This is a genomic window from Nocardia australiensis (genome assembly GCF_020733705.1).
Classification (GTDB): domain Bacteria; phylum Actinomycetota; class Actinomycetes; order Mycobacteriales; family Mycobacteriaceae; genus Nocardia; species Nocardia australiensis.
Map to the genome: position 1 here is coordinate 2,126,929 of NZ_JAJFZM010000001.1, position 18,335 is coordinate 2,145,263.

Here is an 18,335-nt window from a genome sequence, read left to right on the forward strand (position 1 = left end):
GCGCCGTTGTCGTCGAGCTCGATTCGCTCGTTACTCGCCTCTGGTGCTGGGGCCGATGCCGAGCATCGACAACAGCATCCGGCACTCGTCCGCGTCCTCCGCGTACGCGGCGACGACTCGCTGCGCCTGGCGAGCGGTCTCGTCGGCGAGTGGCTCCAGCTCGTCGTCCGCGATGTCGTTCGCGCTGCTCTTCGCGGCCATCTTCTTGTCCTCCCGGCTTATTACGCTCGTACGTACGAGTAGTTAATGGTATCTGGCAGTGATAGCAACGCGCCGCACCCGATACCAGTTCCCCCGGGGCTGTTACACCCGCACATCAATCCCTATACCGTGGTTGCGCATCACCACTCCACGAAAGGGTTCGAAGATGCCGGTCGCCACGGTAAATGGAATTCCCATCAACTACCAGGTCAAGGGCGACCGTGCCAAGGGCACCACGGTCAAGGGATCGGCCCCCCTGGTTGTGATGATCATGGGCACGGGCAGCCCGGGCCGGGTGTGGGAACTGCATCAGGTTCCAGCGCTGATCGCCGGCGGATACCGAGTGTGCACCTTCGACAACCGAGGCATTGCGCCATCGTTCGAGGCCGCTTCCGGCATGACGATCGACGAGCTGGCCGCCGATACCGCCGCTCTCATCGAACTGCTCGACGAGGGACCCGCGCTCGTTGTCGGCACCTCGATGGGTGCCCGGGTCGCCCAGGAATTGGCCCTCGCCCGACCTGAATTGGTGCGCAAGGCGGTATTCATGGCCGGTCATGGACGCCTCGACCAGTTTCAGAAGACGCTCTCGCTCGGCGAACACGAACTCGACGCTAGTGCGATCAAACTGCCGCCGAAATACGACGCCGCGATAAACGCTGTCATGAACCTTTCTCCCGCCACTATGGCCGACCAGCCCGCCGCCCGCGACTGGCTGGACCTGTTCGAGTTCACCGGCGGCCCGGTCACGCCCGGCATTCGGGCCCAGCGCCGAATGGATCATGATTTCGACCGGCTGCAGGCATATCACGCAATCAAGGTGCCATGTCTGGCAATCGGATTCGCCGATGATCGGATGATTCCGCCGTACCTTTCGCGCGAGGTGGCCGAGGCCATACCCGACGCGCGCTACCAGGAAGTTCCCGACGCCGGGCATTATGGTTACCTGGAGCGTCCCGAAGCTGTGAACAAGATCCTGCTCGATTTTTTCGAGGGCTGAGGTAACCGCCTACGCGTAACGTCTGCCTTGCTAGGGTCGACAGAACGCTCGGGGAATCATCCGGCGCCACAACCAGCGCCGGGCGGGTCCGGAGCTATCCCGTACATGCGCCATGTATCCAGTGAGGTGAAATTGAGCACCAATCCCTTCGATGACGAAGACGGCCGCTTCTTCGTCCTGGTCAACGACGAGGAACAGCATTCGCTGTGGCCGGCCTTCGCGGAGGTTCCGGCAGGATGGCGAGTTGTTTTCGGCGAAGACAGCCGCGCCGCGTGCGTCGAATACGTAGAGAAGAATTGGACCGATATGCGTCCGAAGAGCCTGCGTGACGCGATGGCCGCCGACGACGCGGCCCGACAGGGCGCCCAGTCCTGACCTGACCGCCGTTACGTGACACCGATATCCGGTGTCACGTAACGAGCACGCCCGGTTATGATGGGCACCGCTTTCCGCCTCCTTAGCTCAGTGGTAGAGCACTCGCCTTGTAAGCGAGCGGTCGTCAGTTCAATCCTGACAGGGGGCTCTCATGTCGGCTGTTGTGTGGCTGAGCTCAGTGGTAGAGGCCGTGTCGTTGTTGTAAGCGAGCGGTCGTCAGTTCAATCCTGACAGGGGGCTCTCATGTCGGCTGTTGTGTGGCTGAGCTCAGTGGTAGAGGCCGTGTCGTTGTTGTAAGCGAGCGGTCGTCAGTTCAATCCTGACAGGGGGCTCTAGTGTCAGCCGCTGCGTTCAGCGGTTTGTTGGGCTTAAAGTGACTGCGGCACTTGGTTTTCGGCATGGAGCGTGAAGTTGCTTGCGAAGTTGGACGATTCCGCGATGATCTGTGGTCTGTTCGGCGTGCCGGAAAAACGTGGTGCTGCCTGTGAACTGGCCGGGGATCTGATCCGTCGGCGGCGGGGCGACCATTTAGAGCTGATCAGTGCGCTCGCCGACGATCTCGACGAACCACTCTGGGCTCCTGCGAAGGTGCTGAGTGGCCTGGGGCCCGCGGTTGTGCCGGTGGCCGATCGCCTCTTCGATGAGCTGGCTCAGTGGCGGCTGGTCGCCGAGCTGCCCGCAGATCCGGAGCCGCCGATGCATCTGCGGCAGCCGGGCCGGAAATTCACCACAGCGTGGTTGCTCCTGAGCGGTGACGGTCGCTCACCGAACTATGTCGGTCCATTACTGCAGGCGGTCGCGAATACCGGGGACCCGCGCGCCGTCGCGCCGGTGCGTCGAGTGCTGGAATTGGACGAGCTGCCGTTCGGGCTCGCCGACCTGTTGGAGCCGCTCGGCGCGCACGCACTCGAACTGGTGCCGCTCATCCGCCGCCGGATGGTCGAATCACATGCCCGAACCTCCCCCGAAAACCTTGTTCGCGCACAGCAATTGGCCCGTGCGCTCGGCAGGATCGGGGACTCGGCGGCTGAGGCGGTCGAGGAGGTGGCCGCGATCGCGGATGGGGCATGGGTGCTCGAAGTGCTGCGCGGTTTTGGTGCGGGCGCGAATTCCGCAGTGCCGGTTGTGCTTCCATTTCTCGATGCCGCCGAGCCCCGCGTCCGCCTCGAAGCGGCGGCGACACTATGGCATCTCACCGGCGATCCCGAACCGGCCTCGGCGGAGCTGTCGGTCGCACTGTCGAACGGCCGCGTGCGCGCCACCGAGGTGGCCGCGCAGCTGGGGCGCACCGCCAGTGCCTGCGCGCCCCAGCTGCGCCGAATGGTCGACAGTGAATCCCCGGCGATCAGCACTCCAGCTGCTATCGCCCTCTGGCGGGTCACCGGCGAGCCGGAGCCGACGGTCAGCGCGCTGCTCGCGCCGGGCGCGGCCCGGTTCGTCGGATTGAGCGACGGTGACCCCAACGATTGGGACATCTCGACTTCGAAGCTGTCAGCGGTGGCGAACTGCTTCACCGAACTCGGCACAGCCGCTGCTGCCGCCGCCCCACTGTTGGCCAGCGAACTGGCCAAAACCCGGCGCATCCATCCCAGTGTCGGCTTCGACCGAGAGATCTATCGCGCCTGCGAACGAGCCCTCGCGGCGGTTACCACCTGAGCACCCTCGACGGCGTTACTCCGGGACGTTCGCGCTATGGCCGAGATCGCGCAGCGCCTGCTTGATCCTGGCCTGGGCGTCGTCTAACGATTCGGGGGAGGGGTTCGGGTCTGCTCCCGAAATATCGAAGTTGCCCATGGTGAACGCCGGGAAGACGTGCAGATGCAGGTGTGGGACCTCGAGGCCCGCGATGAGCAGGCCGGCGCGTGGTGCGTCCCACGCCTGCCGGACCGCCTGGCCGATCTTCTGCGCGACGACGTTGAGCCGTGCGAAGGTGTCGGCGTCGAGGTCCTGCCACTGGTCGAGTTCCTTGCGGGGGACCACCAGGGTGTGGCCCGGGGTAACCGGGGCGATGGTGAGGAAAGCGACGAATTCGTCGTCCTCCCAGACGAATCGGCCCGGCAGCTGGCCCGCGATGATCGCGCTGAAGACGGAAGGCATGCCTCGCAGGCTACGCCCAGGCCCCGGTACGATCGCGATTACACCGCTACGAAGTGCGACAGAATGCCCTGCACCTCGTAGATATCCACCTGGCGATTGAACCGTTTCTGCACCGGCTCGTGCGACCCCGAGATCCAGATGGCGAGCTCGGCGTCCAGATCGAAGGTGCCGGCGGTTTCCACCGAGAAATGGGAGATCGCGCGGTAGGGGATGCTGTGATAGCTCACCTTCCGGCCGGTGACGCCCTGCTTGTCGACCAGGATCAGGCGGCGGTTTGTGAACAGGATGGCGTCGCGGACCAGCAGGTACGCGGCGTATACCTGTTCGCCCTCGCCGAGGAGTCTCGCGTATTCCTGTTGTGCCGCACCGGGATCGATTCGCCCCGCATTGCCCATCAGTCCGTCGATCAGGCCCATCGTTGCACGTCCTTTGTGTGGTCCGAGTGCAGTGCGGGCAGAGCTCGTGCCCGTCTGCTAAATCATCCCTGTAGCGGTGAGGGCCAGCACGGAAAGTTCGACACACGCCGCGCGACGCGCCGTAGCGCCGGACTCGCGCACCTACTGCCGGTCCGAGCGCGATCGCCGCACCTTTAAGCTGTCTGCCGTGCGCGTACTCGTCATCGGTTCCGGAGCCCGTGAACATGCCCTCGTCCTGGCGTTGCGCCGGGACCCCGCGGTGAGCGCGCTTTACGCCGCGCCCGGCAATGCGGGTATCGCCCAGCATGCGCGGATCCGGCCGGTCGACCCGTCCTCGGGGGAGGCCGTGGTCGCGCTGGCCACCGACCTCGCCGCCGACCTCGTGGTGATCGGCCCTGAGGTGCCGCTGGTACTCGGGGTCGCGGACGCGGTCCGGGCCGCTGGTATCGCGTGCTTCGGTCCTTCGGCGGACGCCGCGCGGATCGAAGGGTCGAAGGCGTTCGCGAAGGACGTCATGTCGGCGGCCGGAGTGCGAACCGCGCACAGCGAGATTGTGGACAATCCGGCGGATCTCGATGCCGCGCTGGATCGATTCGGTCCCACCTGGGTGGTGAAGGACGACGGCCTGGCCGCAGGCAAGGGTGTGGTGGTCACCGCTGATCGGTCCGCCGCCCGCGATCACGGCGCCGAACTGCTCGAAAACGGGCATCCCGTGCTGCTGGAATCCTTCCTCGACGGGCCGGAGGTTTCGCTGTTCTGCCTGGTCGACGGGGAGACCGTGGTCCCGCTGCTGCCCGCACAGGATCACAAGCGCGTCGGTGACGGCGACACCGGACCCAACACCGGCGGCATGGGCGCGTATACGCCGTTGCCGTGGCTGCCGGAGGAGACCGCCACGGCCATTGTCGAGGACGTGGTCAAGCCGGTCGCCGCCGAACTGGTGCGGCGCGGCAGCCCGTTCTCCGGTCTCCTCTACGCGGGGCTCGCGATCGGCTCGGCCGGTCCTGCGGTGGTCGAATTCAATTGTCGCTTCGGCGATCCGGAGACTCAGGCCGTGCTGGCGCTGCTGGAAAGTCCGCTCGGCGAACTGCTGAACGCCACCGCCACCGGGACCCTCGCGAAGGTTGACGCGCCGCGCTGGCACGACGGCGCCGCTGTCGCCGTGGTGGTCGCCGCCGAGAATTATCCGGACCGCCCGCGTATCGGCGACGTGATCACCGGCGCCGGTGACGGCGCCACCGACGAGTCCGCCGCGGTGCTACACGCCGGAACGGCTCAACGTGAGGACGGCGCGCTGGTTTCCGCCGGCGGGCGCGTCCTCAGCGTCGTTGGTGTCGGTGCGGACTTGGCCGAGGCACGTGTGCACGCGTATGACCGCGTCGCGGCTATCAAACTTCCGGGCAGTCACTACCGGACTGACATCGGGCTGGCTGCGGTGGAGAACCGTATCTAAGCTCCGGCGGTGCGAACTTTCGTGCTTGATCTCGCTTCGCTTGGAACCCGTTGTTGGCGAGTGGGCGCGTAATGGGGGACGTGCGGGACCTCGGGGTTCGGCTATCCGGTTAGGCGCTGTGTATTGGGCTGTTGGCGCGGTAGGAGCGGACGCCGAAGGCTAGGGGTACGAGGAGGGTGAGGAAGCCCGACACGGGCTCGAAGGCGAGGCCGGAGGCTGCCAGGGCGGCGGTCGCGGCGAGGATCGGCGTGGTGACGTATCCGCGGGTTCGTTCGACCTCGATGACGGCGATCCCGAGGGCGACGGCGGCGACCCCGAACTCAGTGAACCAGAACGACAGGTCGGTGTCCTGGTCCTTCGTGGCCCACGTGACGACACCGAGGGCAGTGTGTGCTGCCCCAATGAAGGTGAGCATGGTGCCGACTATCGGGAATCTTGTTTTGGAATACATATTCGTAAACTATGTCTTAGTCTGTTCCCGTGGCAAGACCCCGGCGATTCACCGACGATCAGGTCCTCGACGCGGCGCGTGATCTGCTGACCGACCCGATGGTCGCCCGCCCGGGTATCGCCGCCATCAGCGCCGCCTCCGGCGTACCAACCGGATCGATCTACGTGCGCTTCGCCTCGCGCGACGAACTGCTCGCGCGGCTGTGGCTGCGCTCGATCCGTCGCTTCCAGACCGGCCTCGTCGAGGCGCTATCCGGGCCCGATCCGCTGCTTGCCGCCGCCGCCTACCTGCCGCGTTATTGCCGCGACCAGCCGACCGAGGCGCGGGCGATGAAGATGTTCCACCGCGACGAGTTGCTCGAGGTCGGCCCGGAGGACCTGCGGGCCACGATCGCTGCAGTCAACGACGATATGAACGCCGCGCTGCGCAATGCCGTCGCCGCCGAGTTCGGTGCTGCGGACGATCGCGGAATGGCCATCGCGGGCGCGGCGGTCAAAGCCATCCCATACGGCCTGGTTCGCGACTTCATCGCGCGAGCGGCGCCCATACCGGACTGGGTGGACGACGTTGTCCTCACCGCGTCGGCCGCCGTCGTGCGCAAATTCCGCCAACCACCCCCACCTGCTTGTGCCCCTCGGCAGGATTCGTTGACTCAGTAGGTTGTGGCTAGTGGGGGCGTAAGTGGGGTCGCGCGGCAGCCCAGGATTTGGCGGCCCAGTCGGTCTCGCTTCGATCGAAACTGTTGTGTCCTGGATCGTTTGGTGCGGTTGGCTCAGCCGACGCGCAGGCCGTGGGTGGCGAGCCATTGCTGCGGGTCGACGTGCTGGTTGCCGATGATGATCTCGAAGTGCAGGTGTGGGCCGGTGGAGTCGCCGCGGTTGCCCATGCGGGCGATCTGCATGCCCGCGGGGACGCGTTCGCCGACGGAGACGAAGAAGTCGTACATGTGCCCGTAGACGCTGATGCTGCCGTCGTCGTGGCGGATGCGCACCCAGAGTCCGAAGCCCTGGGCCGGTCCGGCGTCGATGACGGTGCCGTTGGCGACGGCGTAGATCGGGGTGCCGATCGGGCCCGCGATGTCGATACCCGCGTGGAAAGTGCCCCATCGCGAACCGAATCCGGAGGTGAAGGTGCCGAGGGCGGGTAGTACGTAGCCGGTGATTCCGGGCAGCACCGCGCCCGCGCCGGGAATTACCGGTGCCGCGCCGGAGGTCATCCACGGCTGCTGTTGCCCGGCTACCGCGGCGGCGGCTTCGTTCTTCGCGCGTTCGAGGGTGGTACGCGCGGCGGCGGCGACCACCGCCTGTTCACGCAGCTGTTCACCATTGGCGATGGCGTTGAGATACCGGCGCACCGACGGCGGCGTCGACTGCAACTGTGGCGGGTAGGCGGCGGCGACGCGTTGAATCTCGTTCGGTCCGACGCTGCGATCGGTGACCGCCCACCGCAGCGGCGAATCGGCCGCCGCGAGCACTGCCGCCGCACAAAGTCCGGCGATAAGGATTCGATGCCTTTTCAGCAGTGCGCGATAGTCGGGTCGCGGCCGCTGCTGCCACATCGTGCGAAGGTCCGGCCGCGGTCGTTGCCCGAGGGCTCGTATTTCCCGCCGGACTCGCAGCAGCATGGCGCGATAATCGCGATTCTCCTGCGGGTTTGCACGCCAATCGGGAGGAATGACTCCGATGCCACCCACTCCACGTACTCGTTGCAGCCCAGCGCGGCGAGCCTTGTCAAGCATTGCGCCGACGATAGACCCGATCGAACGGCGGCGTGCGCACGCCACGATGCTCTACCGTCTTTCTGTGTCCAGAGAATCTCGCCGGTCGACCATCCCACCCTTCTACGTGATGGATGTATGGAAAGCCGCCGCCCAACGGGCCAGATCGCACGGCGATGTGCTGGTGCTGGCCGCAGGACAACCATCCACACCGGCACCCGTTCCGGTGCTGCGCGCGACCAAGGCGGCCATCGATGCCGAATTGCTCGGTTACACAGAGACTTTCGGCATCCTGCCGCTGCGTGAAGCTATCGCCGAGCATCACCGCGACACCTACGGTTACCCGGTCGACGCCGACGACGTGGTGGTGACGACCGGTTCCTCGGGCGCGTTCACCCTCATCTTCCTCGCCGCTTTCGACGTCGGCGACACCGTCGTGGTGGCGCGCCCCGGTTACCCGGCCTACCGAAACTGCCTGGCCGCGTTGGGTTGTCGCGTTGTCGAACTCGATTGCGGTGCCGAAACCAGATTCCAGCCGACCGTCGCGATGCTGGAGGCACTGCCGCAACCGCCCGCCGGCCTGGTGGTGGCGAGCCCGGCCAACCCGACCGGCACCATGATCGACCCGGCCGAACTCGCCGCAGTGGCGCGCTGGTGCGAGGCGCACGGCACGCTGCTGATCTCCGATGAGATCTACCACGGCATCACATATGCCGGCGCGAGCGCGGGCACATCCTCGGCGTGGGAGACCTCGCGCGAATCGGTGGTCATCGGCTCGGTGTCGAAATACTTCTCGATGACCGGCTGGCGTCTGGGCTGGATGCTCGCCCCGAGCGCGTTACGGCCGGCACTGCAACGGCTGGCCTCGAACATGACGGTCTGTCCGCCCGCCATCTCGCAATACGCGGCGCTACACGCCTTCGGCGCGGAGGCGAAGACCGAACTCGACGGCCACGTCCAGCGATACGCGACGAACCGGCGGCTGTTGCTGGAAGGTTTGCCAGAACTCGGCATCACCGACCTCGCCCCGGCCGACGGCGCTTTCTACGCCTACGCCGACATCGGGCATCTCACCGATGATTCCAGAAAATGGTGCTCTGAGGTGCTCGATCACACCGGCGTCGCACTGGCGCCCGGCGTCGACTTCGACACCGTCTCCGGGCATCGGAAAGTGCGCTTCTCGTTTGCTGGCGCAACCGCGGACATCGAGGATGCGCTGGTTCGTCTTCGTCACTATCTTTGTGACTGATTCTTGTGTCCGGCAACGAGTTTGCATAGTGCGTCACTCGGAGCGCGTGGATACGGCTAAAACAACGGTGGCTGGGGGTTTCCTCGCTGATTTCGCACGGATGAACTGATGACGACTGGCACGATGGCACGGTGATAACCGCGACGACCCCGAAAGGCGAACGGCGTCGCCAGGCTCTGGTAGCGGCCGCCGCCGAGTTGTTACTCGAAGGCGGATTCGATGCGGTGCGACATCGCTCGGTCGCAACGCGCGCCGACCTCCCATTGGCGTCGACGACGTACTACTTCGAATCGCTGGACGATCTGATCGCGCGAGCGGTCGAGTTCAGCGGCAATTCGGAGTTGGACGCGATGCGGATGCGGGTAGGCGATGTCAGCCACCGCCGACGCGGCGCGGAGGCGACGGTCGATCTGTTACTCGACGTGCTGGTGGGCGCCGATGCACACGATCAGGACGCGCGCGGTCAGCTGATCGCGCGCTATGAGCGGTCGGTTGCCTCGGCCCGGCATCCCGAACTTCGGGAAGTGCAGCTACGACTACGAGCGCAGCTCGACGAACTACTAGCCGATGTCCTACGCCGATCCGATCGGATGGCCCGATCCGAGCAATTGCGCAGGCTGGTTGCCGTTGTCGACGGCGCGGTGGTGGCGGCGCTGAGCGAAATAGACCCGGAGCCCAGGCGCATGGCGCGCGGGGCGTTGCTGGAGGTGATCGATATCGTCGCGCCTGCCACGCCCCAGCAGATGGACCGGGTGCGGGCATTAGACTGACCGAACGTGACCATCGTTCCGAACGTCCTCGCCACCCGATACGCCAGCCCGGAACTGGTGCACCTGTGGTCGCCCGAGAACAAGATCGTGCTCGAACGGCGGCTGTGGCTGGAGGTGTTGCGGGCGCAGTCGGAGCTCGGCATCGAGCTCCCCGCCGGTGTCCTCGACGATTACGAACGGGTCATCGACCAGGTGAATCTCGCCTCGATCGCCGAACGTGAGCGGGTCACCCGCCACGACGTGAAGGCTCGCATCGAGGAGTTCAACGCGCTGGCCGGGCATGAGCATGTGCACAAGGGTATGACCAGCCGCGACCTCACCGAAAACGTTGAGCAACTACAGATCCGGCTCTCGCTCGAGCATGCGCACGCGCACGGTGTCGCGATCGCGGCCCGGCTGACCGAGCGGGCCGTCGAATACCAGACGGTGGTAATGGCAGGCCGTTCGCACAATGTCGCCGCCCAGGCAACCACGCTCGGCAAGCGTTTCGCCTCCGCGGCCGATGAACTGTTGATCGCGTTGACCCGGCTGCGTGAGCTCATCGACCGGTATCCGCTGCGCGGCATCAAGGGCCCGATGGGCACCGCGCAGGACATGCTCGACCTGCTCGGTGGCGACCCGGCCAAGCTGGCGACGCTCGAGCAGCAGGTCGCCAGGCATCTCGGTTTCGCCACCGTGCTCACCAGCGTCGGCCAGGTGTATCCGCGTTCGCTCGACCACGATGTGCTCTCGGCACTGGTGCAGGTCGGCGCCGGTCCGTCGTCATTCGCGCACACCATTCGTCTGATGGCGGGACACGAGCTGGTCACCGAAGGTTTCCAGCCGGGCCAGGTGGGCAGCTCGGCGATGCCGCATAAGATGAACACTCGTTCCTGCGAGCGCGTCAACGGCCTGCAGGTGGTGCTGCGCGGTTACGCCTCGATGGCCACCGAACTCGCGGGCGCGCAATGGAACGAGGGCGACGTGTTCTGCTCGGTGGTCCGCCGCGTCGCGCTGCCGGACGCCTTCTTCGCGATCGACGGCATGATGGAAACATTCCTCACCGTGCTCGCCGAATTCGGCGCCTACCCGGCCGTCATCTCCCGCGAACTGGACCGCTACCTGCCGTTCCTCGCGACAACGCGCATGTTGATGGCCGCCGTCCGCGCCGGGGTCGGCCGCGAAACCGCGCATGAGGTCATCAAGGAACACGCGGTCGCAGTCGCTCTCGCCATGCGCGAGCAGGGGCGAGAACCCGACCTGCTCGACAGGCTCGCGGCTGATACTCGGTTTCCGCTCGACCGTGCTGGGCTGGATGCCGCGCTCGCTGATAAATCCGCGTTCATCGGGGCTGCGGCGGCGCAAGTATCTGATGTTGTCGCGCAGGTTCAGAAGCTTGTGGAGGCCTACCCTGACGCGGCTCGGTACACGCCGTCTCCGATCCTGTAGCCAGCTTGCGGCGATGGCCTGGTCGGCAGGCATCGGCGTAGCGGTCTCCAGCTAAGAGCCCGCCGGCCATCTAAGCGGCCCGCGCCCTTGTCCGGTGGTCCGAGCAAGCATCGAGTTCGGGGCGTTCAGCCTTAGCGCCGGACACGCCATGATCGGTGAAGATCCGTTGTGCGCCAGCGGCATTCAAAGCTTCGAGTTGGAGCTGTGGGTCTTGATCCGTGGTGCTGACTCGGGGGTATCCGATGACTGCCATATTCCCCGCCTGTCTCAAAAACTCGACGATCTGACAGTTTTGAGACCAGAGGTTATGAGACAGGTTGTCAAGACAGTTCGAGAGACTGTTTGTCGAGGATGCCGCGTGACTCGCAGCGGTAAGTGGCGGTGTTTCGTGATGTCAGGTGGCGCCGATGACGAATGTGCTGCGGGCGGTTTCGACGATGTTGATTGGTTGGACTGTGAAACCCCCTGGGGCGATCAGGGCTATCTGACAGAAGGGCTACTCCGTGCAGATCACCGGTGAACACACGTCGGCGTTCCTGGACCGGTTCATCACCTTCTACGACAGCGTCGTCCTCGGCGTTGCCATCCAGGCCACACCCGGCAAGCTCGCCACGGTGAAGGTCACCATCCAGGCGATGGATAAGTCGAAGCCCAGGATTCCTGGTCGGGGTGACGCACGGAGGTCCGAGTGGTGTCAGGTTGAGTTGACCGTGTTGGGGGTGCACGAATATCGGTTTCTCGAGAGCAGGCAATTTCCGTATCGGGTGCTCTCGGACGGCATGGCCGTCGCGGCGTCTGCGAACGAGTTCGTACTCGACCTCGACCCAGGCCCCGACGATTGGAGCCCCGCACAGGTACATCGCGAAGGCCCCTACTCCAAGCAATATGTCGTGGGCGAACGCGGCGACTACGAGGTGAGGAACATCCGGTAATGCCGCATGCGGCGTTGTCCTGAACGGCTGGTTCGGAGGTCCTGTAACGGTTGCCGTGTACGCATCAATGTCAACCTGTCGGGGGTTTGCGATACCTTGCCGGGCCGGTTCGAATTCGGCGATGGACCCGAGGATCTAGCGGACTTCAACGAGCGGGCTCGGACGCTGCTCGTGGCGTAGGAGTTAGGGCGGACTGTTCGACCGCTCTACTCACTGTTAGAACGGGATGTAAAACTCGACAATCGAGTATGCGATCGGCACTATTGCGGCGAGGTTCGGGGCCGTGCTCTACGGCCGGAGGCGTCCGACTACCAACGGTTCTCGAGCATTGGCCCCAAGGCGTGTCCGCCGACAAGGTGCAGGTGGTAGACCTCCTGGCCGCCGTGGCGGTTGCAGTTCGAGATCACCCGATACCCCTGAGACGGCTACGCGTCTTGCTGCTTTTCAGCTTGTGAGGGCGCTCAACATGTCCGTCGTGCGTGCCTGCTCGGTTTCGGTGCCGATTGGCATTGCCACCAGTTCTGTCGCTCCGGCGTCGAAGAGGCTGCGGATCCGACGTTCGACGGCTTTCTCGTCGCCGAGTATTGCGGTGTGTTCGGGTCCGCTGACGCCTTCTCGTTCCAGTGCGGTGCGGTAGCTGGCGATCTGGCTCGCCCCACCGTATCGCTGGGCGAGTGAGGCCCTGAGGATGTCCTCGTCGTCAGTCACACCGACGAACAGGCATGCCACCACTCGGGGTGCCGGCCGTCCCGCGGCTGCTGCGGCGCGGGTGAGAGTCGGAACGATATGGTTGTCCAAGGCCGACGGCCCGACCCACGTGGTTACCGTGCCATCTGCCAATTCCCCCGCAACCCGCAGCATTGCGGGCCCCAAGGCGCCGATCAGAACCGAGGGTGGCGGTAGCTGCGGGACATCGATCCGCCCCACGGCTGTCAGGTGCTCGCTGGTGGAGGACACACTCTCGCGGCGCAGCAAGGGCATCAGCACCTGTAGGTATTCCCGTAAGTGCCGAGCGGGTCGCTGGAACGGATAGCCGAATTGCCCCTCGATGATGTGCGGATGGCTGACACCGATGCCGAGTGTCAATCGGGAGCCGGTGGCGGATTGTGCTGTCAAGGCTTGGCCGGCCAGCACGAGCGGGTGCCGTGGATAGGTGGGGACTACCGCCGTTCCCACCTCGATCGCCGCAACCTCTCTGCCGATGACCGCAACCGCGGTGAGCGCATCCCAGCCGAAGTCCTGGCCCAGCCATACGCTGTGCATCCCCGAATCGGCCGCGCCGCGAGCGCGATGCACCAGGTCGTTCACCGTGGTGTTCGGTTCGTGGGGGATCAGGGTTCCGATATGCATTCCGGTTCCTTCAGCTCGTGGTCGGGTACAGGAGCGCGCGGCCTTGGTCGGCGGCCTCAGCGAATAGGGAGACCGCTCGCTGGTGGATGTCGCGGACGGCCTGGGGCGCCAACTGCAGGGGTTCGAAGGCGCGGCGCACGGTGGTGGCCAGCAGTCGCGCCTTGTGCTCATGCGAAAGATCGTGTGCGCCTCGGTCGTAGGCGTCTTCGTTCAGATAGCCGTGCAGGACAGCGTGATAGCCGTAGGAGATTTCGTCGATCGACAAGTCATCACGCAACAGCCCATGAGAGGCCAGCAGGCTCAGGTAGTCGTCGAACGCGCGGTGATGGTGGATGCCCTGGCTGGTGTGGAGCTCGGTGGCCAGTCTGCCGAGTACTTCGGGGTCGGTCGTGTACAGCGCCCGCAGCAGTGGCCGCCGCATCACACCGAGGAAGTGGACCTCGGTCATCCGATGGAGCACGGTAGTCGTCATATCCTCGTGCAGCACGCTCACGAGTTGGTCGATCGAGTGCACGACCTCGCGTTGCAACACTGCGAGCAACAGCTCGTCTCTGGACTTCCAATGCAGATAGATGGTGCCCTTCCCGACCCCGCCCCGGTCGGCGATGTCGTCCACGGTCACCCGCCGGTAACCGTGCCGGAGCAATAACTCCGACGCAACGTCCAATAGCTGATCCGCCCGCCGCTGGCGGGCCTCCTCGGTGCGGGCACGGCCTTCAGGGGACACGTCAGCGACCATATGACCAAATGGGAATGTTAGTCAACTAGTCACTGATGCGGACGACGTCAAACAGGACAACCGACGCACTACCAACGGTTGTCGAGCATTGGCCCCAAGGCGTGTCCGCCGACAAGGTGTAGGTGCAGGTGGTAGACCTCCTGGCCTCCGTGTCGGTTGCAGTTCGAGATCACCCGATACCCCTGCTCGGAAATACCTTCTTGCGCGGCTATTTTCGCTGCTACCGTCAGCATTCGCCCCAGCGCTGGCTCATGTTCCGGCCGTGCGTCGTTCAATGACGGAATCAGCTCGTTGGGCACTATCAACACATGTGTCGGAGCCTGGGGGCGAATGTCCCGGAAGGCGGTAACCAGCTCGTCCTGGTACACGATGGTGGCCGAGGCCTCGCCTCGGACGATCCTCAGAAATGTGGTGTCCACAGCCTCACTGCCTACCCGGTAGGGCTATTGTCTGCAATTCACATATGCGGAGCATGAACCTTGATGTGTTGGCGTTCAAGGACATTCGGCCGATGACGCCGGGGCATTTGCAGGTGATCCCGCGGACGTGGCGGGATGGGTTCGGCCTGCGCGGGCGGCCGACGAGCTCGCGGCGTGGCGACCTGGACTACCTGGCGGGCTCGATTCGCGGCGCGCTCGAACGGTCCGAGCGAGGTCGCTGAGCGAATTCGGCGGGCAGAACCGGGACGGTGTCCGTTGGGTCCGAAACGAGCCATTCGTAAAAGCTATCGCGAGCTGGGTGGTTTGCTGAAGAAACGCCAGAATGCCGAGTTGCTTACTGAGCTATGTCACGTGGGTTAGGTTTGAACGTCACGTGTGGTGTGCAGATGGAGATGAGGGCATGGGAAGAAGTGTTGTTGCTGCAGCTGTGCTGACATTTGTTTTCGGTGTACTCGGTCCGGTGTTGGTGACACCGGCGCACGCATCCGCCGCGCGGATTGTGGGGATCGATGAACTGAGCCCGACCAAGTCGGCGGTTTTCATCGACTCACCGTCGATGGGCAAGACGATTCAGGTGCAGGTGCTGCACCCGGCAGGCGGCGGCTCGCGGCCCTCCTACTACCTGCTCGATGGCCTTGATCCCGGAGTCGGGCAGAGCACCTGGACGAACGCGACCGACGCGGAGAATTTCTTCGCGGGTAAGAACCTCAACGTGGTACTCCCAGTCGGCGGCCAAGCCAGCTATTACACCGACTGGCAGCAGGACGATCCAAAGTTCGGTCGCTACAAATGGGAGACCTTCCTGGCACAGGAATTGCCCCCGATCATCGACGCCCACTTCGGTGGCAACGGCGTGAACGCTATCGGCGGCCTTTCCATGGGCGGCATCGCGGCGTTCGTCATCGCGGCACGTAATCCGGCGCTCTACAGCGCGGTCGCCGGCTACAGCGCCTGCCCGGATATCGCCGTGGCCCAGGGTGCGGTGATGTTCTCGATCGCCAACCGTGGCGGCAACCCGCTGAATATGTGGGGCCCGCCCGGTAGTCCCGGCTGGTCCGAGCATGATCCGGCGCTGCTGGCGAACGGGTTGCGCGGCAAGGCGATCTACCTGTCCAGCGGCACTGGAATCCCCGGCCCACACGAGGTGGAGATCAAGCCGCAGCTGGCGGAGAACATCTTCCTCGGCGGCCCGGTCGAGGTCGGCGTCAACGTGTGCACGGTCCACTTCGAACAGCATCTGCGCGGTCTTGGCATCCCCGCCCACGTCGACTACCGACTCACCGGCACTCATTCGTGGTCCTACTGGCAGGACCACCTGCACGCCTCCTGGCCCACCATCGGTCCTGCCATCGGGGCCTGACGGGCCGTTGTCGGCGGCGACGAGTCGAGTCGTCGCGGACCCCGACGAACCTCGGCCGAACCTCGGCCGAGCTTTCCCGGGAAGGCATGGTGGCGGCGAACGGCGCGGTCGCCACGACGGCAGTCGTTCGCGCCGCTACGGTAGAGCCATGGCTCTCGACAGTGGTACCGGAACAATCTCCAACACCGACGGTGTTGTGACGGCGCCGATCGCCAAGGTGGTGCCCGCCGAACGGGTCCACCACGGCGACACCTTCATAGACGAGTACGAGTGGCTGCGGGACAAGGAGAGTCCCGAGGTCATCGAGTACCTGGAGGCGGAGAACGCCTACACCGAGGTGCGCACCGGCCACCTGCAATCGCTGCGGGAGAAGATCTTCGATGAGATCAAGGCACGCACACAGGAGACCGACCTTTCGGTGCCGACCCGCCACCGCGAGTACTGGTATTACTCGCGCAGCTTCGAGGGCAAGCAGTACGGCGTGCATTGCCGCTGCCCGATCGACGCTGATGCGGAAGGTATCGATGCCTGGACACCGCCGCAGCTGGAGGTAGGTACCGCCATCCCGGGCGAGCAGATCCTGCTCGACAGCAACGAGGTCGCCGAGGGACATGACTTCTTCGCGCTCGGCGCATTCTCGCTGAGCCACGACGGCAACCTGCTCGCCTACTCGGTGGACACCGTCGGCGACGAGCGGTACATCCTGCGTTTCAAGGACCTGCGCACCGGCCGGTTGCTGGCCGACGAAATCACCGGGACAGCGCCCGGCGCGACCTGGTCGCTGGACGGTACCCACGTCTTCTATCAAACGGTCGACGAATCGTGGCGGCCCGACACCGTATGGCGTCACCGCCTCGGCACCAGCACCGATGCCGACGTGCAGGTGTTCCACGAGCCCGACGAGCGCTACTGGGTCAGCATTGGGTCGACGCGCTCGGAGAAGTACCTGATGATCTGGGTCGGGTCCAAGATCACCACCGAGGGCTGGGTGCTCGAATCCGAGAATCCCGAAGGTGAATTCCGGGTCATCCTGCCGCGCCGCGAAGGTGTCGAGTACTCCGCCGAACATGCCGTGGTGGGCGGCGAGGACCGATTCCTTATCTTGCACAACGATGTCGTGGACGGGGCGAAGGCCGAGAACTTCGTGCTCGCCGACGCGCCGGTCGCCGATCCGTCGAATATGACGGTGCTGATCGGCCACCGCGATGACGTCCGGCTGGAGGACATCGATTGCTTCGCGGAGCACCTGGTTTTGAGCTACCGGCGCGAAGCCCTTACCCGCCTTGCCATTTGGCCGCTGACCGATTCAGGGTACGGCGAGCGCCACGAACTCGAATTCGACCTGGAACTGTTCGCCGTCGGCTCGGGCGCCAATCCCGAATGGGAGCAGCCGACGCTACGGATCGGGCTCACCTCCTTCATCACGCCGCTACAGGTCTTCGACTACGTGCCCGCCACCGGCGAGTTGCTGTTGCGTAAGGAGCAGCCCGTCCTCGGCGGGTACGACCCGAATGACTATGAGCAGCACCGGGATTGGGCTGTCACATCGGACGGTACCCGGGTTCCGATCTCGCTGGTGTGGAAGAAGGGCCTCGACACCGCCGTCCCGAAACCTTTGCTGCTCTACGGTTACGGCTCATACGAAGCCAGTATCGACCCGTCCTTCTCGGTCTCACGGCTGTCGATGCTCGATCGCGGCATGGTCTTCGCGGTCGCCCATGTGCGCGGTGGTGGTGAGATGGGCAGGCTCTGGTACGAGAACGGCAAAACGCTCACCAAGAAGAACACCTTCACCGACTTCGTCTCCTGCGCACAGCATCTCATTGATGCCGGCACTACCTCGGCCGATGTGCTGGTCGCCGATGGCGGCAGTGCGGGCGGGTTGCTCGTCGGTGCGGTCGCGAACCTGGCACCGGAGTTGTTCGCCGGAATTCTGGCGAACGTACCGTTCGTCGATCCGCTCACCTCGATCCTCGACCCGTCGCTGCCGCTGACCGTCATCGAATGGGACGAGTGGGGTAATCCGTTGGCGGACAAGGACGTCTACGACTACATGCGCTCATACGCGCCGTATGAGAACGTCGAGGCCAAGGATTACCCGGCAATCCTCGCCATCACCAGCCTCAACGACACCAGGGTGCTGTACGTGGAACCCGCCAAGTGGGTGGCCAAACTGCGCGCCACCAAAACCGGCGACGCCCCTCTACTGCTCAAGACCGAAATGAGCGCGGGCCACGGCGGCGTCAGCGGACGCTATGAGAAGTGGAAGGAAGTCGCGTTCGAGTACGCGTGGGTCCTCGACACCGTCGGGTTGGCCGACGCGTAACCCGACACTCGGCAGGCTTCGCCCACCACAT

General features: G+C 64.8%; 21 protein-coding genes, 1 tRNA gene and 1 pseudogene. 13 read left to right on the forward strand and 10 right to left on the reverse strand.

Translation table 11 applies throughout. The annotated features are described in order from the left end of the window. Nucleotides 1-30: 30 nt before the first annotated feature. Entirely contained in the window at nucleotides 31-201 is a 171-nt protein-coding gene (locus tag LKE06_RS09680; RefSeq protein ID WP_227998264.1) for a hypothetical protein, read from the reverse strand. A gap of 166 nt (nucleotides 202-367) precedes the next feature. Here LKE06_RS09680 and LKE06_RS09685 point away from each other — a divergent pair, with 166 nt between their 5' ends. The 4 genes from LKE06_RS09685 (at nucleotide 368) to LKE06_RS09700 (ending at nucleotide 3,232) form a co-directional block, all read left to right on the forward strand. Continuing rightward, nucleotides 368-1,201, forward strand: coding sequence for an alpha/beta fold hydrolase (locus LKE06_RS09685; protein WP_227998265.1), 834 nt, complete (start codon nucleotides 368-370; stop codon nucleotides 1,199-1,201). A 132-nt stretch (nucleotides 1,202-1,333) separates the two neighbouring features. Beyond that, nucleotides 1,334-1,576: an MbtH family protein gene (locus LKE06_RS09690; RefSeq protein WP_011207082.1), complete on the forward strand. Its 243-nt coding sequence runs from the start codon at nucleotides 1,334-1,336 to the stop codon at nucleotides 1,574-1,576. 76 nt (nucleotides 1,577-1,652) lie between these two features. Further along, nucleotides 1,653-1,724, forward strand: a tRNA-Thr gene (locus LKE06_RS09695). A 263-nt stretch (nucleotides 1,725-1,987) separates the two neighbouring features. Next, nucleotides 1,988-3,232, forward strand: a complete 1,245-nt coding sequence (locus tag LKE06_RS09700) for a hypothetical protein (protein ID WP_227998266.1) — start codon at nucleotides 1,988-1,990, stop codon at nucleotides 3,230-3,232. A gap of 15 nt (nucleotides 3,233-3,247) precedes the next feature. Here LKE06_RS09700 and LKE06_RS09705 read toward each other — a convergent pair whose 3' ends face one another. Both LKE06_RS09705 and LKE06_RS09710 read right to left on the reverse strand, forming a co-directional pair. Beyond that, nucleotides 3,248-3,673: an HIT family protein gene (locus LKE06_RS09705; RefSeq protein ID WP_227998267.1), complete on the reverse strand. Its 426-nt coding sequence runs from the start codon at nucleotides 3,671-3,673 to the stop codon at nucleotides 3,248-3,250. A gap of 38 nt (nucleotides 3,674-3,711) precedes the next feature. Then, complete coding sequence (locus LKE06_RS09710; protein ID WP_227998268.1) at nucleotides 3,712-4,089, reverse strand: PH domain-containing protein; 378 nt, start codon at nucleotides 4,087-4,089, stop codon at nucleotides 3,712-3,714. Between the two features lie 187 nt (nucleotides 4,090-4,276). Here LKE06_RS09710 and purD point away from each other — a divergent pair, with 187 nt between their 5' ends. Next, nucleotides 4,277-5,542 carry a phosphoribosylamine--glycine ligase gene (gene purD / locus LKE06_RS09715; RefSeq protein ID WP_227998269.1) on the forward strand — a complete coding sequence of 422 codons (1,266 nt, stop codon included), beginning with the start codon at nucleotides 4,277-4,279 and terminating at the stop codon, nucleotides 5,540-5,542. Nucleotides 5,543-5,651: 109 nt separating this feature from the next. Here the strand turns inward: purD and LKE06_RS09720 are convergent, their stop codons facing one another. After that, a complete protein-coding gene (locus tag LKE06_RS09720) occupies nucleotides 5,652-5,993 on the reverse strand; it encodes a DUF6463 family protein (RefSeq protein ID WP_227998270.1) in 342 nt (113 codons plus the stop codon). A gap of 29 nt (nucleotides 5,994-6,022) precedes the next feature. Here LKE06_RS09720 and LKE06_RS09725 point away from each other — a divergent pair, with 29 nt between their 5' ends. Then, on the forward strand, nucleotides 6,023-6,652 hold the full coding sequence (locus LKE06_RS09725) for a TetR/AcrR family transcriptional regulator (protein WP_227998271.1): 630 nt from the start codon (nucleotides 6,023-6,025) through the stop codon (nucleotides 6,650-6,652). 113 nt (nucleotides 6,653-6,765) lie between these two features. Here LKE06_RS09725 and LKE06_RS09730 read toward each other — a convergent pair whose 3' ends face one another. Then, nucleotides 6,766-7,731 (reverse strand): M23 family metallopeptidase, encoded by a 966-nt coding sequence (locus LKE06_RS09730; RefSeq protein ID WP_227998272.1) that lies wholly within the window; start codon nucleotides 7,729-7,731, stop codon nucleotides 6,766-6,768. A gap of 64 nt (nucleotides 7,732-7,795) precedes the next feature. On the opposite strand from LKE06_RS09730, the gene LKE06_RS09735 reads away from it, so the two are divergent. The 3 genes from LKE06_RS09735 (at nucleotide 7,796) to purB (ending at nucleotide 11,157) form a co-directional block, all read left to right on the forward strand. After that, the gene (locus LKE06_RS09735) at nucleotides 7,796-8,959 is read left to right on the forward strand and encodes a pyridoxal phosphate-dependent aminotransferase (RefSeq protein ID WP_227998273.1); all 1,164 of its coding nucleotides are present in this window, start codon (nucleotides 7,796-7,798) and stop codon (nucleotides 8,957-8,959) included. 131 nt (nucleotides 8,960-9,090) lie between these two features. Next, nucleotides 9,091-9,729: a TetR/AcrR family transcriptional regulator gene (locus LKE06_RS09740; protein WP_227998274.1), complete on the forward strand. Its 639-nt coding sequence runs from the start codon at nucleotides 9,091-9,093 to the stop codon at nucleotides 9,727-9,729. A 6-nt stretch (nucleotides 9,730-9,735) separates the two neighbouring features. Continuing rightward, entirely contained in the window at nucleotides 9,736-11,157 is a 1,422-nt protein-coding gene (purB, locus tag LKE06_RS09745; RefSeq protein WP_227998275.1) for an adenylosuccinate lyase, read from the forward strand. 70 nt (nucleotides 11,158-11,227) lie between these two features. Here purB and LKE06_RS09750 read toward each other — a convergent pair whose 3' ends face one another. Then, nucleotides 11,228-11,410 (reverse strand): recombinase family protein, encoded by a 183-nt coding sequence (locus LKE06_RS09750; RefSeq protein WP_305082796.1) that lies wholly within the window; start codon nucleotides 11,408-11,410, stop codon nucleotides 11,228-11,230. A 250-nt stretch (nucleotides 11,411-11,660) separates the two neighbouring features. On the opposite strand from LKE06_RS09750, the gene LKE06_RS09755 reads away from it, so the two are divergent. After that, nucleotides 11,661-12,089, forward strand: a complete 429-nt coding sequence (locus LKE06_RS09755) for a hypothetical protein (protein ID WP_227998276.1) — start codon at nucleotides 11,661-11,663, stop codon at nucleotides 12,087-12,089. Nucleotides 12,090-12,397: 308 nt separating this feature from the next. Here the strand turns inward: LKE06_RS09755 and LKE06_RS09760 are convergent. The 4 genes and pseudogenes from LKE06_RS09760 to LKE06_RS09775 form a co-directional block, all read right to left on the reverse strand. After that, nucleotides 12,398-12,502 (reverse strand): annotated as a pseudogene (locus tag LKE06_RS09760) (hypothetical protein); the annotation flags it as partial. A gap of 31 nt (nucleotides 12,503-12,533) precedes the next feature. Continuing rightward, a complete protein-coding gene (locus LKE06_RS09765; protein WP_227998278.1) occupies nucleotides 12,534-13,439 on the reverse strand; it encodes a TIGR03564 family F420-dependent LLM class oxidoreductase in 906 nt (301 codons plus the stop codon). 10 nt (nucleotides 13,440-13,449) lie between these two features. Next, nucleotides 13,450-14,166 carry a TetR/AcrR family transcriptional regulator gene (locus LKE06_RS09770; protein ID WP_227998279.1) on the reverse strand — a complete coding sequence of 239 codons (717 nt, stop codon included), beginning with the start codon at nucleotides 14,164-14,166 and terminating at the stop codon, nucleotides 13,450-13,452. 80 nt (nucleotides 14,167-14,246) lie between these two features. Further along, entirely contained in the window at nucleotides 14,247-14,597 is a 351-nt protein-coding gene (locus LKE06_RS09775) for an HIT domain-containing protein (RefSeq protein WP_227998280.1), read from the reverse strand. Between the two features lie 44 nt (nucleotides 14,598-14,641). Between LKE06_RS09775 and LKE06_RS09780 the strand changes: the two genes are divergently transcribed. The 3 genes from LKE06_RS09780 (at nucleotide 14,642) to LKE06_RS09790 (ending at nucleotide 18,304) form a co-directional block, all read left to right on the forward strand. Beyond that, nucleotides 14,642-14,839 (forward strand): hypothetical protein, encoded by a 198-nt coding sequence (locus LKE06_RS09780; RefSeq protein ID WP_372477315.1) that lies wholly within the window; start codon nucleotides 14,642-14,644, stop codon nucleotides 14,837-14,839. Nucleotides 14,840-15,018: 179 nt separating this feature from the next. Further along, a complete protein-coding gene (locus LKE06_RS09785) occupies nucleotides 15,019-15,978 on the forward strand; it encodes an alpha/beta hydrolase (protein WP_227998281.1) in 960 nt (319 codons plus the stop codon). Nucleotides 15,979-16,126: 148 nt separating this feature from the next. Further along, nucleotides 16,127-18,304, forward strand: a complete 2,178-nt coding sequence (locus tag LKE06_RS09790; protein WP_227998282.1) for a S9 family peptidase — start codon at nucleotides 16,127-16,129, stop codon at nucleotides 18,302-18,304. Nucleotides 18,305-18,335 lie beyond the last annotated feature (31 nt).

What these genes read in the sequence shown, in the direction of transcription:
- LKE06_RS09730 (WP_227998272.1), bottom strand. Translation starts at nt 7,731, where the DNA reads ATGCTTGACAAGGCTCGCCGCGCTGGGCTGCAACGAGTACGTGGAGTG.
- LKE06_RS09765 (WP_227998278.1), bottom strand. Translation starts at nt 13,439, where the DNA reads ATGCATATCGGAACCCTGATCCCCCACGAACCGAACACCACGGTGAAC.
- LKE06_RS09785 (WP_227998281.1), top strand. Translation starts at nt 15,019, where the DNA reads ATGGGAAGAAGTGTTGTTGCTGCAGCTGTGCTGACATTTGTTTTCGGT.
- LKE06_RS09705 (WP_227998267.1), bottom strand. Translation starts at nt 3,673, where the DNA reads ATGCCTTCCGTCTTCAGCGCGATCATCGCGGGCCAGCTGCCGGGCCGA.
- LKE06_RS09720 (WP_227998270.1), bottom strand. Translation starts at nt 5,993, where the DNA reads ATGTATTCCAAAACAAGATTCCCGATAGTCGGCACCATGCTCACCTTC.
- LKE06_RS09685 (WP_227998265.1), top strand. Translation starts at nt 368, where the DNA reads ATGCCGGTCGCCACGGTAAATGGAATTCCCATCAACTACCAGGTCAAG.
- LKE06_RS09750 (WP_305082796.1), bottom strand. Translation starts at nt 11,410, where the DNA reads ATGGCAGTCATCGGATACCCCCGAGTCAGCACCACGGATCAAGACCCA.
- LKE06_RS09710 (WP_227998268.1), bottom strand. Translation starts at nt 4,089, where the DNA reads ATGGGCCTGATCGACGGACTGATGGGCAATGCGGGGCGAATCGATCCC.
- LKE06_RS09680 (WP_227998264.1), bottom strand. Translation starts at nt 201, where the DNA reads ATGGCCGCGAAGAGCAGCGCGAACGACATCGCGGACGACGAGCTGGAG.
- LKE06_RS09780 (WP_372477315.1), top strand. Translation starts at nt 14,642, where the DNA reads ATGCGGAGCATGAACCTTGATGTGTTGGCGTTCAAGGACATTCGGCCG.
- LKE06_RS09790 (WP_227998282.1), top strand. Translation starts at nt 16,127, where the DNA reads ATGGCTCTCGACAGTGGTACCGGAACAATCTCCAACACCGACGGTGTT.